A 15,247-nucleotide genomic window follows, 5' to 3' on the forward strand; every position below is an offset into this window, starting at 1 on the left:
CGTTGTATAAAAAGTGTTTCGATTGTTTTAATTTTAATATTATCTAGTATGAAGAACTTATCTGTGTTTGTTCTTTTTCTTTTTTGTCTGACATTCACGTTGAATGGCCAGGTTACTACTTCCGGGATCAGTGGAAAAGTGACGGCGGAAGGAGAACTTCTGATCGGCGCAACAGTACAGGCTGTTCATGAGCCTTCCGGTACTACGTATGGAACTGTTACTAATGCGGATGGACGTTACAGTCTGCAGGGGATGCGTACCGGCGGTCCTTATACGGTCGAGGTGTCTTATGTCGGCTTTCAGAAAGCGGTATATAAAAATATTACGCTTCAATTAGGTGAAACTTATTTGTTGGATGTAAAGTTGACAGAATCATTATCGTTGGATGAAGTGGTTGTCACGGCATCGAAGGCAGCCTTGTTTAATTCTCAGAAGACCGGGGCGGCACAAAACTTCAATCAATCGCAAATTCAGGCGACTCCTTCTGTCAGCCGTAGTATTTTTGATGTGACAAAGATGAATCCATTAGGAGTGAATACCGCTAGTGGCATGTCTTTTGCAGGTTCGAGTAACAAATATAATTCATTCCAAATTGATGGTATTACAAACAATGATGTGTTTGGTCTTTCGTCTAGTGGAACGAATGGCGGACAAGCTGGTGCCAACCCGATTTCTCTTGAAGCGATTGAAGAAATTCAAGTAGTAATAGCGCCGTATGATGTCCGTCAGGGAGGTTTTACCGGGGGAGGTATAAATGCAATTACAAAATCCGGTACGAATACATTCCATGGTTCTGCTTATTGGTATTATAATAATGAGAATTTTTATGGGAAGACTCCGGGAAAGGATGCAAAAGAACGTAAGAAGTTAGGTGATCAGAGCAGCGCAACGTATGGTTTTACGTTAGGTGGGCCGATTGTAAAGGATAAATTGTTCTTCTTTGCAAACTATGAACGGGTAAAGGAAACATACCCGTCTTCTAATAATATCGGTTCGACTGAGTCTAATCTGGATGTGAAAGAAGTAGACCAAATCGTTAATAAAATATCCCAGTTGACGGGAGGTTATAATGCAGGTGGATATGGACCACAGGATATTGATACGTACTCTAATAAAATTCTTACCCGTTTGGATTGGAACATCAATGAACAGAATAAATTTACTGTTCGTTATAGCTTTCTGGACGGGCGAAAAATGGTATTTTCAAATTCTGTCTCTTCTGCAAAACTGAATGATAACGGTTATTTTATGAATAACAAAACGCATTCGCTGGTATCCGAATTGAATACACAGTTTACCCCTTCCTGGTCGAATGAGTTCAGGTTTGGTTGGACTTATGTTAGGGATTATCGTGATCCAATCGGACAACCTCTTCCAAATATAACGATTAATAATTTGATAAATAATGGTGATCCTACCAAGAAATCAAGCTTGGAATTAGGTACAGAACGAAATTCAGCCGCCAATGCTTTGGACCAGGATATTTTTACACTGGAGGACAACCTGATATGGAATAAAGGAAATCATACGATAACATTGGGAACCCATAATGAGTTCTTCCATATGAAAAATCTGTATATCACTAATATTTATGGTTCTTATGTTTATAATTCGTTAGATGATTTTTTGACTGTAGGAACAGCAAATGAGGTATTACCGAATTCATATGAATACTCCTACTCTAATGAAAAAATAACAGGAACAGATCGTTGGGCACCAGTGTTTGGCGCTGCCCAGCTTGGTTTTTATGCTCAGGATGAATGGAAAGTTACGAATCGTTTTAGTATGACTTACGGGTTACGTCTGGATATTCCTTTATTATTTGATAAGCCTAGAGCGAATGAGGTGTTTAATAGCTCGACTGTAGCGACGAGTATGGGGTTGGCAACAGACCAAATGCCTACAACCAAAGTACTGTGGTCTCCCCGTGTTGGTTTCCGTTGGAGCTTAAATGAAGACCGGACAACTTTATTGCGTGGTGGGGCTGGTATATTTACAGGCCGTGTTCCATTTGTTTGGATTTCAAATAGTTTTGGAAATGCAGGAGTTGAGATGGTTCGCACCGCTTATTCTTCTAGTTTGGGCAACTATCCTTCAGATTTTAAGTTTAATATTGATCCGAACAAGCAATATAAAGATCCTAATGCAAAAGTGCCTACATCGGAAGTCGATGTAATGGCTAAAAACTTCCGTTTCCCTTCTGTTTTCCGTGCAAATTTAGCTGTGGAACAAATGCTTCCATTTGGTATCAGAGGAACATTGGAGGGACTTTACTCCAAGACTCTGAATAATATTTTATACGAAAATATTAATTATCAGTGGAAAGGCGAGACTTTGAACAACGGAGGAGATGACCGTCCTGTTTATGAAAAGCAGGACAATCATTTCACTCAGGTCATGCTGTTGAAAAACACAAGCAAAGGTTATACTTTTAATATTACGACAAAACTGGAAAAATCATTTGACTTCGGTTTGAATGCAATGATCGCTTATACATATGGGCAAGCAAAATCATTGAATGACGGAAATTCTTCACAAGCCTATTCCGGTTGGAAATATAATGCAACATATTACGGTGATATGAATCCAGAATTGACATGGTCGATGTTTGATGTCCGTAACCGTGTGATCGGTTCTGTATCTTACCGTAAGGAATATGCAAAACATTTTGCAACAACAGTCAGCTTGTTTTATAATGGGCAGACAGGTGGCAGATATTCCCTTTTGGATTATACGGATCTGAATAAAGATGGATATCGTAATGATTTGATGTATGTGCCTACAGATGCAGAACTAGAGAAGATGGTATTTACTGATATTCATTCTAACAATAATACTGTTACTGCTGCAGAACAAAAGGATGCTTTAATAAAATGGATTGAAGGAAATGGTGAACTTCGCAAATCCAAAGGAACACATATTAAACGTAATCAAATGACTTTGCCATTTGAGCATCATTTTGATTTCCATTTTGCTCAGGACTTTTTTGTTGATATCGCAGGACAAAGAAATACAATCCAGCTTAATTTTGATATTATCAATGTTGGCAATTTATTGAATAAAAAGTGGGGTATGTATTATCAAACTAATTCAGGTTATGATTTGACTCCTCTTACAACTAAGATTGGGACAAATGGGGCAACTTACCAGTTCTATGATCCGGGAGAAATGTATACTAATACAAATATCACTTCCCGCTGGCATGCCCAGGTTGGATTGAAATATATTTTCTAGCCGTGTATTTAACAATTTGAATAAAATAATCGGGAGAGGTTCACTATCTTTGTGGACCTCTTTCTTTTTGAGGTGATTGTATATGAAAAGATATGTAAGTTTATTTATAGGATGTATCGTTCTGGCCGGTATACTTTTTTCCGGCTGTTCGTCATCGAAACGCCATGACCGTTATGTGGTCGTTCTTTCCATGGATGGATTCCGTTCCGATTATCCCGATCGTGCTTATACCCCGACATTGGATTCTTTGGCGAAAGTCGGGATTCGTGCCGCTTTCCGTCCTTCTTTTCCCAGCGTAACATTTCCGAACCATTACAGTATGGCAACCGGTTTGCACCCGGATCATCACGGCCTGGTTAATAATTTCTTTTATGCCTCCGACCTGGATAATATTTACCGTATGGCGGACCCCACTCCCGGCTTTTATAGAGGGGAACCGATCTGGAATACGGCAGAGAAACAGGGAGTGCATGCGGCCTCTTTCTTCTGGGTGGGCAGTGAGTATCCGATCCAGGGCCGCCAGCCTTCCATCTGGAAACCTTTTGATAAAAAGGTCCCTTATTCGGACCGCGCCGATTCTGTAGTAGCCTGGTTGCAGCTACCGGAGGATATACGTCCTCATCTGGTTATGTGGTATATCGAAGAGCCGGATGCGATCGGTCATATCTGTACGCCTGACTCTTCGGCAACTTTAGAGAAAGTAGAGGAGCTGGACCGTGTATTGAACCATTTCTTTAACGAGGCCCGCAAGCTGGATATTTTCGATAAAATAGATTTTATAGTTCTGTCCGATCACGGAATGGCTACTTATACGCCTGAGAAATATGTCAATCTGAACGACTATTTGCCACGTGACAGTTTTGATTATATTTTTGACGGTGTCCCGACTTTGCTTTATCCGAAGAATGGTTATACCGAGACCGCATACAATATCCTGAAAAAGGTTCCGAATGTGACGGTTTGGAAGAAAGAGGAAATTCCTGCTGAATATGTTTATGGGAATAATCCCCGTATAGGTGATTTGGTTGTGCTTCCCAATATCGGAACTTACCTGCATTTCCGTGATAAATCCTATCCTTATCCGGGTGCAACTCATGGTTATGATAATTTTTCACCGGAGATGGAAGCTATATTTTATGCGGCAGGCCCTTCATTTAAAGAGAATGTCGAATTACCTGTCATGGCAAATGTAAATCTTTATCTGATTATATCCCGGTTATTGGATCTGGAACCCGCTCCGAATGACGGTGATAGTGTGGTTGTAAATACTTTATTCCGGTAAAAATAAAAAAAGCGATCTGTTGAAGGTCGCTTTTTTAATATCAAAGGGTATCTTTCATTTAATAATTGAAATTCATCCCCGGACAAAAAGCTATCTGACTTTTGGCACTAGTGATCTGAATCATGTTTTCGCGGGCTAGCCATCCGATTGCAGACCATAAATCAGCTTCACATAAGGAGGTTGCCTTTTTCAACTCCTCCAAACTCCAACATCCACCATCCAGTAACAGATTCCTGATGGTACCTGCATTTAATCCAATTGTTCCTTTCGTCATGACAAATTCTCTTTTATGTTTATGGTATGTTGAGTTAAAACAGAAATTAAAGCGGAAATGATATATTCCGACGTTTTTTTTAGTGTGTTTTATAAAAAGGAGATTCCGTCAAAAGATTTTTTTTGTAAAACAGGCGGATGGAGATTCACGAACTTAAAATAAATCATTGTTTGTTTATAAGCGTTTTTTGAGAAAAAATGTTTGAAAAAGATTGTCATAAAGTATGGTGGTGTCGAATTAAACCTTACATTTGTAGCCTATTGAGATTGATTTAAACTTGTATTTGAAGTTTTGCTCGCAACTTAGATTTGTAAAGTATATTCATTCAACTATTATTCTATTCATCCCTCAATAAACAATTAACTAAATAAGTTTTTATAAATGAATCTTTACATTTCAAATTTAAGTTATAACGTCACAGACGCTGACTTAAACGAGTTGTTTGCTGACTATGGGGAAATCCTCTCAGCTAGAGTTATCACAGACAGAGAAACAGGCCGTTCAAGAGGCTTTGGTTTTGTAGAATTGAAGGATGACGATTTAGCCAAGAAGGCTATCGAAGAATTAAACCAGGCTACTTATGATGAAAAAGTAATCAACGTAACAGAGGCTCGTCCGAGAGAAGACCGTGGTGGAAACCGTGGCGGTGGTTTCGGCGGTAATCGTGGTGGTTACGGCGGTGGTAATCGTGGCGGTGGTTACGGTGGTGGCAATCGCGGTGGCGGTGGCTACGGTAACGGCGGCGGAAGAAGATATTAATTCGCATTATAGCAAATGGAAAAGCGATCTGGCAACAGGTCGCTTTTTTGTTTCTTATGGACGCAGATTTTATATATTATGATACTGCTTTCTCATATATTATGATATTAGAGTCGCATAATATGTGAGAATGCAGTATCATAATATATGAGAAATTTGCAAACTGTATGTTGATCTCTATAAAAAAGCCTGCCGAAATCATTCAGCAGGCTTTTGTAGTGCGTCCGGGGATCGAACCCGAGTTTCCGCCGTGAGAGGGCGGCGTCCTAGGCCACTAGACGAATGCACCGTTTCATATCATAGTTTTCATTGTTTGACGGGACAAAAATAGTTATTATTTCGTTTCGGTGTTCTCCGGAACAGGAAAAAATGTAAAGAATTTTGTATCTTCCTGTCATTATGCTACTATAATTGTCTCCATACAACTAAAAGGCGTTAAAACTGAGCGCAATTTCGTTTATTTTTCATTGTTCTTCCTGTTTATTTATTCTACCTTTGCCACCTGTTATTGAACAATATACTATTGAACAATTACTAATACCGGTATTAAAATAACTAATATTATGGCAGAACTAAAAGAAAAACTTTTCTCAGAATTCGCTCCGGTCACTACTGAAGAGTGGATGGCGAAGATTACGGCTGACCTGAAAGGTGCTCCGTTTGAGAAAAAGCTTGTCTGGAAGACAGGCGAAGGATTTAATGTAAATCCTTTCTATCGTGCAGAAGACATCGAAGGTTTGAAGACTACCGAGTCTCTTCCCGGTGAATTCCCTTATGTTCGCGGAACAAAGAAGGATAACGACTGGAAGGTACGCCAGAACATTGAAGTAACCTGTTTCAAGGAAGCCAACGAAAAGGCTCTTGATTTGCTAACCAAAGGTGTTACTTCTCTCGGTTTCATCATCAAAGGTGATGAAGTGAATGCCGAAAATATTGCAACATTATTAAACGGTATCTGTCCGGAAGCTACTGAACTGAACTTCAACACTTGTAACTGCAAGGCTGAAAAACTGATCGGTATTCTGGAATATATCCTGAAGGGAAAAGACGTAGACCTGAACAAATGTTTCGGTTCTGTTAACTACGACCCGTTCAAGAAACCGTTGGTAAAAGGGAAAGAAAATGAAAACTGGGTAGAAGCTGCATCTGCTGTGCTCAAAGCTGGTCAGGCGCTGCCGGGTTATAAAGTTTTAGCTGTAAACGCTTTCTACTTCAATAATGCAGGTGCTTATATTACTCAGGAACTGGGTTATGCACTGGCTTGGGGTAACGAACTGATGGCTAAACTGACTGAAGCTGGATTCAGCGCAGACGAAGTTGCCAAAAAGATTAAATTTAATCTGGGTATCAGCTCTAACTACTTCATGGAAATTGCTAAGTTTCGTGCAGCACGTTGGTTGTGGGCTGAAATTGTTGCTGCTTACAATCCTGAATGCAAATGTGCATGCAAGATGAACGCACATGCTCAGACTTCCGAATGGAATATGACTGTTTACGACGCTCATGTAAACTTGTTGCGTTCTCAGACTGAAGCGATGTCTGCTGCTTTGGCAGGTGTCGATTCTATCACTGTTCGTCCGTTCGATAAGACTTATCAAACTCCGGATGATTTCTCAGAACGTATCGCACGCAACCAGCAATTGTTACTGAAAGAAGAATGTCACCTGGATAAGGTGGTCGATCCTTCTGCCGGTTCTTATTATGTAGAAGTACTGACTAACTCGTTGGCTGACGTTGCCTGGAAACTGTTCCTGGAAGTAGAAGACAAAGGCGGTTTCGGTGCTGAAGTGGCTAACGGTAACATACAGAATGCAGTAAATGCTTCTAACGTAGCTCGTAAGAAAGCTGTTGCTACCCGTCGCGAAATCCTGCTGGGTTCTAACCAGTTCCCGAACTTCACAGAAGTGGCTGCCGGTAAGATTAAAGAAACAGCTTCCTGCTGTTGCGGTGGTGGTCATTCTTGCGGTGAAGCAACGGTTACTCCTCTTGATTTCTCTCGTGGTGCATCTGAATTTGAAGCATTGCGTCTGGCAACTGAAAACAGCGGCAAGACACCGAATGTCTTTATGCTGACTATCGGTAACTTGTCTATGCGTATTGCCCGTTCACAGTTCTCAAGCAACTTCTTTGCTTGCGCCGGATATAAGGTAATTGATAACTTAGGTTTTGAAACTGTTGAAGCTGGTGTTGAGGCAGCGATGAAAGCCGGTGCTCAAATCGTTGTTCTTTGTTCTAGTGATGACGAATATGCAGAATATGCTCCTGCCGCTTATAAGGCGTTGGCCGGACGTGCTGAATTCGTTGTAGCAGGTGCTCCTGAATGCATGGAAGACCTGAAAGCTCAGGGTATCGATCAGTTTATCAATGTGAAGAGCAACGTACTTGAAACATTGAAGGCTTTCAACGCAAAATTAGGAATCGCTTAAGTAGAAACAATTATGAGACCAAATTTTAAGAATATAGATATAAAGAATGCCGGTTTTGCAGCTACCAATGCTGCCGAATGGGCAAAAGCCAATGGTATCGAAGCCAATTGGAAAACACCCGAGCATATCGAGGTGAAACCAGTATATACAAAAGAAGATCTGGAAGGTATGGAGCATCTGCACTATGCATCCGGTCTGCCTCCTTATCTGCGTGGCCCGTATAGCGGTATGTACGCGATGCGTCCCTGGACGATCCGTCAGTATGCCGGTTTCTCTACCGCAGAAGAATCAAATGCATTCTACCGCCGTAACCTGGCTTCCGGTCAGAAAGGTCTGTCTGTTGCATTCGACCTTCCGACTCACCGCGGATACGATGCTGACAACGAACGTGTTGTAGGTGACGTTGGTAAAGCCGGTGTATCCATCTGTTCTTTGGAAAACATGAAAGTATTGTTCGCTGGTATTCCTTTGAACAAGATGTCTGTTTCCATGACCATGAACGGTGGTGTTCTTCCGGTATTGGCATTCTACATCAACGCAGGTCTGGAACAAGGCGCTAAGTTGGAAGAAATGGCCGGTACTATCCAGAACGATATCCTGAAAGAATTCATGGTGCGTAATACATATATCTATCCGCCCGAATTCTCTATGAAGATCATCGCTGATATCTTCGAATATACATCACAGAAGATGCCGAAGTTCAACTCTATCTCTATCTCCGGTTACCACATGCAGGAAGCCGGTGCTACAGCAGATATCGAAATGGCTTATACATTGTGTGACGGTATGGAATATCTTCGTGCCGGTGTTAACGCAGGTATCGATGTGGATGCATTTGCTCCGCGTCTGTCATTCTTCTGGGCAATCGGTGTGAACCACTTCATGGAAATCGCCAAGATGCGTGCCGCACGTATGTTGTGGGCGAAGATTGTAAAGAGTTTCGGTGCCAAGAACCCGAAATCTTTGGCGCTGCGTACTCACTGCCAGACTTCAGGATGGTCGTTGACCGAACAGGACCCGTTCAACAACGTAGGCCGTACTTGTATCGAAGCGATGGCAGCTGCACTGGGACACACGCAGTCTTTGCACACCAATGCGTTGGACGAAGCTATCGCCTTGCCGACAGACTTCTCTGCACGTATCGCTCGTAATACACAGATTTATATCCAGGAAGAAACAAAGATCTGTAAGGAAATCGACCCGTGGGCCGGTTCTTACTATGTAGAATCTTTGACAAACGAACTGGTACACAAAGGTTGGGCTTTGATCCAGGAAATCGAAAGCATGGGTGGTATGGCAAAAGCGATCGAAACAGGTCTTCCGAAGATGCGTATCGAAGAAGCGGCTGCTCGTACTCAGGCTCGTATCGACTCAGGCGTTCAGACAATCGTTGGTGTTAACAAATACCGTCTGCCGAAAGAAGATCCGATCGATATCCTTGAGATTGACAACACTGCCGTACGTAACGAACAGATTGCCAATTTGAAGGTGTTGCGTGAAAACCGCGACGAAGAAGCTGTTCAGAAAGCATTGGCTGACATCACCGAATGTGTGAAAACTAAGAAAGGCAACTTGCTGGAACTGGCTGTTAAGGCTGCCGGCTTGCGTGCATCACTGGGAGAAATCTCTGATGCCTGCGAAGTTGTTGTAGGACGTTATAAAGCAATCATCAGAACTATATCAGGCGTGTATTCATCAGAAACAAAGAAAGATGCCGACTTCCTGAAGGCTTGCGAGCTGACAGAAAAGTTTGCTAAGAAAGAAGGTCGCCAGCCGCGTATCATGATCGCTAAGATGGGTCAGGACGGACACGACCGTGGTGCTAAGGTTGTAGCTACCGGTTATGCCGACTGTGGTTTCGACGTGGATATGGGACCGTTGTTCCAGACTCCGGCTGAAGCTGCCCGCCAGGCTGTTGAAAACGACGTTCACGTAATGGGTGTTTCTTCTTTGGCTGCCGGACACAAGACATTGGTTCCGCAAGTTATCGATGAACTGAAGAAGTTAGGCCGCGAAGACATTATCGTTATCGCCGGTGGTGTTATTCCTGCACAGGACTACGACTTCCTGTACAAGGCAGGTGTTGCCGCTATCTTCGGTCCGGGTACATCAGTCGCTAAGGCTGCCGTTCAAATCCTGGAAATCCTGTTAGGAGAAGAATAATAGCTGTAAAGTTTTTATTATAAATAGGAGACTGCGTAGCTTTCGGTGGAGAGTTACGCAGTTTTTTTATTACCATATAAGTATTGATATGAACAAACAAGCAAAACTATTTCAAGATCAGGATGTGGCAAATGATGATTTGTCCCTGACTCCTGTTATTAAAAAGAAAGGAAGAACGAAACTTACCGCTGCCCAGTCTGAGTTCAATCGCCTGAACAGGAAGATAAATGAACTAAAGGCAGAAATCACGTTTATTCCTGAGAAGGAACGAAAAATCAGAACTTTCTATCAGGAGCATGCTAAATCTCTATTTGAGAAAGAGACTGCAATGAAATATGATTATCTGATTTATCTGGATGGAATATATGAAGAAGGAAAACTGAGTAAAACGGATCGGAAAACGCTGATAGATCTTATTGCTGCTGAAAGCGAAGGAGTGACTGACTATATGAATGAAGAGCAACGCTCCGTTATTGTTCCCCTCGTTCATAAATATGAGGAACTCTTATCCGGAATGACTCATGAAGAACTGGAAATGGAAGCAGTACAGGATACGTTGTTCGCTATCCAAATGATGGGTTTTAAACTCAATAAGAAAATGAAAAACGCAAAGACGGAAGAGGAACTGCTCAACGCTTTTAATGATTTAATGAAGAATGAGATGGAGAAAATGGAGGCGGCGGAAGAAAAAGAACAACAGAGGCGTGCAGCCAGAGAGGAACAGAAATCGTCGCAGTCCAGAGAAAGGAAAATGACCAAAGCCGAATTGAATCAGAAATTGCAGGAGGAACAAACTTTAAAGTCAATGCGTGAAATATATCTGGAACTGGTGAAGGAACTTCATCCGGACCGGGAAACTGATGAAACATTGCGTGCACAGAAGGAAGAACGGATGAAACAACTGACGGAAGCATATAAACAAAAAGACTTGGCTTCCTTGTTGATGATGCAGATTAACTGGTTGCAGGAAGAATCGGCAAAGACACCTCAATCGCAAACGGATGAGGTTTTGAAACGTTATAATAAGATTCTGCGTGCACAGTTGAATCGCTTGGAAGAAGAATTTTACCTGATTTGTCAGGCTCCTTTATCTGGTGTGGAAAATGCTTATACGCAATTGAGAACTGTTCCTTTGAAAGAGATAGATATTCACCTGGATATTCTTTTGTCTCAGCAGAAAAACCTGCTGCAAACAGTGGAAGAGTATATGCAAAGCGTTTCTACACTTACGGGAATGAGAGCTTTTTTGAAAAAATACCGGAAAAAGCAAAGAGAAGAAGAGCTTTATGATGACTTTTTCTGGGAGGAGGATTAATCTTTTTGTTATCTTTACCCGACAATCTTAAAAGTGCTATTATGCAAACAGTAAATTGTTTTTTGCCTTATGTTTCTCCAGCCATGGTGAAACTGACTGTAGACGAACTCAGGAGTACCGGGCTGGTTAATAAAATATATCTTTTAGCTTCTGATTCATTGCAGGCGGAAGCTTGTGACGGTTGCGAAATCCTGCAGGTCGATACGCTGACCGGTACAAATACTTTGCGTACTATTTGGGAACATGCCGACGGGCGGGATGTTTTATTCTATACCCGTACAACTCCTTTGAAGTTCGGACAAAACGGATTGGAACGGATGCTTTTTGTCGCTGAAAACAGATGTTGTAAAATCGTTTATGCCGATCATTATAAAATATGTAACGGTATCCGGCAGGAACACCCGTTGAACGATTATCAGGAGGGAAGCATACGGGATGATTTTGATTTCGGTCCGTTATTGCTGCTTAATTACGATGAATTGAACTATTATTTCGAATCTCGTAAAAAAATGTTTCCGGAGTATGTCTATGCAGGTTTCTATTTTTACCAGCTCAATGCCTCATTTATGCCGGAGACTATTGTTCATATCCGGGAGTATCTTTATTCTTTTACAGAAGAAGATAATCGGAAAAGCGGCGAGAAACAGTTTGATTATGTGGATCCAAAGAATCGTGAGGTGCAGGAGGAAATGGAATCGGCCTGTACTGTCTATCTGAAATATTTGGGTGCTTTTCTGAAGAAGAAGCCTTTGACGGTAAAGTTCAAGAAGGAAGGTTTCCCTTGCGAAGCATCTGTGATCATCCCTGTCCGCAACCGCGTCCGTACGATCGAGGATGCGATCCGTTCTGTTTTTAGGCAGCAGACCAATTTTGACTTCAACCTGATCATTGTCGACAATCATTCGACCGACGGGACAACAGAGGTTATTCAGCAGTATGCAGAAGATAAACGTCTGATACACCTGATCCCCGAACGTGACGATCTCGGAATCGGCGGTTGTTGGAATGAGGCGGCTGGGCATCCTTCGTGCGGTAAGTTTTGTGTACAGCTTGACAGTGATGATGTGTATAGCGGTCCCGATACTTTGCAAAAGATTGTGGATGCTTTTTATGCGGAAAGTTGTGCAATGGTGATCGGAACCTATAAAATGACTGATTTCGACCTGAATGAAATAGCGCCCGGCATTATCGACCACCGGGAATGGACGGAAGAGAATGGACGTAATAATGCTTTGCGTATCAATGGACTGGGAGCACCCCGTGCTTTCTATACCCCGATTCTTCGCGAGTTGAAAATGCCGAATGTGAGTTATGGCGAAGATTATGCCATAGGATTGGCTATATCGCGTATTTACCGGATCGGGCGTATTTACGATGTCCTTTATCTCTGCCGCCGTTGGGAGGACAATACCGATGCCGCATTGGATATCCGGAAAACCAACGAACATAATGCCTATAAAGACAGTATCCGAGCCATTGAATTGGGTACCCGAAGAACGTTAAATCAAAAATGATATGATTGATAAGTCTGAAATGAATGAGTTGAGAGAACGCGTAGAAGATCTTCTCGATAACCAGATAAGAGATTGGGAGTTGGTTCGCACGAATACCTATGCTTTGGCAAGCCTTAAGACCCGGTATCTTTACATAAGAGATTTCCCTGTTATATTACAGTTCAATCCGGAGCGTATCCGTTCCTCTGCTGCTAAAACAGACACTGCTTCTTTGCAAGCACGACCGTGTTTTTTCTGTCACCGGCCGGAAGAACAATATGGTATTGATTACAATGATGCTTTCGATATACTGGTTAATCCTTATCCAATCTCCAGCGGACATCTGACGATACCATTGAAATGGCATGAAGATCAGCAAATTCTTCCTTATTATGAGGATATGCTGTGGTTGGCACACGATCTTCAGGATTATGCCGTCTTTTACAATGGTCCGAAATGTGGAGCCTCTGCACCGGATCACATGCATTTCCAGGCAATGGAACTGGGGAATTTGCCGATTGAAATGAACTATAAAAAGGCTTCCAAGGGTATAGTCTGGGAGGGGCGTAATACGGTTCTTTATGTACTTTACGATTTTATGGCGTCTGCATTTCTGCTGATCTCCAGTGATTTGCGCGAAGCCGACTATGCTTTTAAACAATTATACGCACAACTGGAAATAAAAGAAGGAGATTCTGAACCGATGATGAATGTGGTTACTTGGAAGGATGAGGATAACTGGAAGGATGAGGATAACTGGATATCCTGTATATTCCCTCGTAAGGAATTGCGTCCGTCCTGTTTTTATGCAGAAGGGGATGCCAATATCCTGATCAGTCCGGCAACGGTTGAGATGGCCGGTCTTTTTATCACTCCTTTAGAGAAGGATTTTGATAAGGTGACGTCTGAAGATCTTGAAACTATTTTGCGGGAAGTAAGCATTTCGGAAGAAGAGAAGAATGAAATAGTACGTAAAATGATACAATCTAGCTCGCGAAAATGAAACTATTAACCGGAAAATCCACAATAGCGTCTCCATGGAGCTGGATACCTACGCTTTATTTTGCAGAGGCCCTCCCTTATGTGGCAGTGATGACGATCTCTGTCATCATGTATAAACGTTTGGGGATCAGTAATACAGATATAGCCCTCTATACCAGTTGGCTTTATCTCCCCTGGGTGATCAAACCCTTCTGGAGTCCTTTCGTCGATTTACTGAAGACGAAGCGCTGGTGGGTGGTTACCATGCAGTTCCTGATAGGTGCAGGACTGGCGGGTATTGCTTTTACTATTCCGATGGATTATTCTTTTCAGCTGACTTTGGCTATATTCTGGTTGGTGGCGTTTAGTTCTGCAACGCATGATATTGCGGCTGACGGTTTCTATATGTTAGCGCTGGATTCGCATGACCAGGCTTTTTATGTCGGGATACGAAGTACATTTTACCGTATCGCAACTATTGCCGGACAAGGTCTGTTGGTGATGCTGGCTGGTGCTTTGGAAGAAAGTACCGGAAAGATACCGCTGGCCTGGTCGGTTACATTTTTGATCCTGGCAGGTTTGTTTATCGGGCTATGCCTGTATCATAAATATATATTGCCGACACCCGAATCGGACAGACCGGCTGTTGCTGTGACGGCTTCTACCCTGTTTAAAGAATTCTTTGCTACATTTGTTTCGTTTTTTAAGAAGAAACAGGCCTTGATTGCGATCCTGTTTATGCTGTTATACCGTTTCCCGGAAGCACAGCTGGTAAAACTGGTCACTCCTTTCCTGATTGATCCGCGTGATGTTGGAGGACTCGGATTATCAACGGCAGAGATCGGTTTTGTTTATGGTACGATCGGGATTATCGGACTGACCTTAGGCGGGATCATCGGTGGAATTGTTGCGGCACAAGGCGGACTGAAGAAATGGCTTTGGCCGATGGCGCTGGCAATTACTTTGCCGGATCTGGTCTTTATTTACCTGAGCAGTGCCCTGCCGGAGAATCTGCTTATCATAAATGTATGTGTCTTTATTGAGCAGTTTGGGTATGGATTCGGCTTTACGGCTTATATGCTGTTCCTTATTTATTTCTCAGAGGGTGAACATAAGACGGCTCATTATGCCATCTGTACGGCATTTATGGCTTTAGGTATGATGCTGCCGGGAATGATTGCCGGATGGTTGCAGGAGCAGTTGGGATATGAGCACTTTTTCTGGTGGGTGATGGGATGCTGCCTGATCACTTTGGCAGTGACGGCTTTCCTGAAGATAGATCCTGCATTTGGCAAAAAAGACAGACGTATTGATTGATTT

Annotated in this window: 10 protein-coding genes and 1 tRNA gene; 9 read left to right on the forward strand and 2 right to left on the reverse strand. The window is 42.4% G+C overall.

Annotation, left to right across the window (positions count from 1 at the left end; genetic code table 11):
* Nucleotides 1-48: 48 nt before the first annotated feature.
* Nucleotides 49-3,234, forward strand: a complete 3,186-nt coding sequence (locus HMPREF1535_RS24195; protein WP_046147899.1) for a TonB-dependent receptor — start codon at nt 49-51, stop codon at nt 3,232-3,234.
* Nucleotides 3,235-3,316: 82 nt separating this feature from the next.
* A complete protein-coding gene (locus HMPREF1535_RS24200; protein WP_046147900.1) occupies nt 3,317-4,516 on the forward strand; it encodes an alkaline phosphatase family protein in 1,200 nt (399 codons plus the stop codon).
* Nucleotides 4,517-4,574: 58 nt separating this feature from the next.
* Here HMPREF1535_RS24200 and HMPREF1535_RS24205 read toward each other — a convergent pair whose 3' ends face one another.
* The gene (locus tag HMPREF1535_RS24205; RefSeq protein ID WP_007654296.1) at nt 4,575-4,790 is read right to left on the reverse strand and encodes a winged helix-turn-helix domain-containing protein; all 216 of its coding nucleotides are present in this window, start codon (nt 4,788-4,790) and stop codon (nt 4,575-4,577) included.
* 381 nt (nt 4,791-5,171) lie between these two features.
* Here HMPREF1535_RS24205 and HMPREF1535_RS24210 point away from each other — a divergent pair, with 381 nt between their 5' ends.
* Nucleotides 5,172-5,549: an RNA-binding regulator gene (locus HMPREF1535_RS24210; RefSeq protein ID WP_010800524.1), complete on the forward strand. Its 378-nt coding sequence runs from the start codon at nt 5,172-5,174 to the stop codon at nt 5,547-5,549.
* A gap of 216 nt (nt 5,550-5,765) precedes the next feature.
* On the opposite strand, the gene HMPREF1535_RS24215 is transcribed toward HMPREF1535_RS24210, so the two are convergent.
* Nucleotides 5,766-5,838 (reverse strand) — tRNA-Glu (locus HMPREF1535_RS24215).
* A gap of 274 nt (nt 5,839-6,112) precedes the next feature.
* Here HMPREF1535_RS24215 and mutA point away from each other — a divergent pair.
* The 6 genes from mutA (at nt 6,113) to HMPREF1535_RS24245 (ending at nt 15,244) form a co-directional block, all read left to right on the forward strand.
* Nucleotides 6,113-7,975, forward strand: a complete 1,863-nt coding sequence (mutA, locus tag HMPREF1535_RS24220) for a methylmalonyl-CoA mutase small subunit (protein WP_010800523.1) — start codon at nt 6,113-6,115, stop codon at nt 7,973-7,975.
* A 12-nt stretch (nt 7,976-7,987) separates the two neighbouring features.
* Nucleotides 7,988-10,138: a methylmalonyl-CoA mutase gene (gene scpA / locus HMPREF1535_RS24225; RefSeq protein WP_010800522.1), complete on the forward strand. Its 2,151-nt coding sequence runs from the start codon at nt 7,988-7,990 to the stop codon at nt 10,136-10,138.
* An 88-nt stretch (nt 10,139-10,226) separates the two neighbouring features.
* A complete protein-coding gene (locus HMPREF1535_RS24230) occupies nt 10,227-11,453 on the forward strand; it encodes a J domain-containing protein (RefSeq protein WP_046147901.1) in 1,227 nt (408 codons plus the stop codon).
* Nucleotides 11,454-11,494: 41 nt separating this feature from the next.
* Entirely contained in the window at nt 11,495-12,967 is a 1,473-nt protein-coding gene (locus HMPREF1535_RS24235) for a glycosyltransferase family 2 protein (RefSeq protein WP_046147902.1), read from the forward strand.
* A gap of 1 nt (nt 12,968) precedes the next feature.
* Nucleotides 12,969-13,949, forward strand: a complete 981-nt coding sequence (locus tag HMPREF1535_RS24240) for a DUF4922 domain-containing protein (RefSeq protein WP_010800520.1) — start codon at nt 12,969-12,971, stop codon at nt 13,947-13,949.
* Nucleotides 13,946-15,244 (forward strand): MFS transporter, encoded by a 1,299-nt coding sequence (locus HMPREF1535_RS24245; protein WP_007654276.1) that lies wholly within the window; start codon nt 13,946-13,948, stop codon nt 15,242-15,244. The genes HMPREF1535_RS24240 and HMPREF1535_RS24245 overlap by 4 nt, the downstream gene beginning before the upstream one ends.
* Nucleotides 15,245-15,247 lie beyond the last annotated feature (3 nt).

It is taken from the genome of Parabacteroides goldsteinii DSM 19448 = WAL 12034 (assembly GCF_000969835.1).
Taxonomy (GTDB): Bacteria; Bacteroidota; Bacteroidia; order Bacteroidales; family Tannerellaceae; genus Parabacteroides; species Parabacteroides goldsteinii.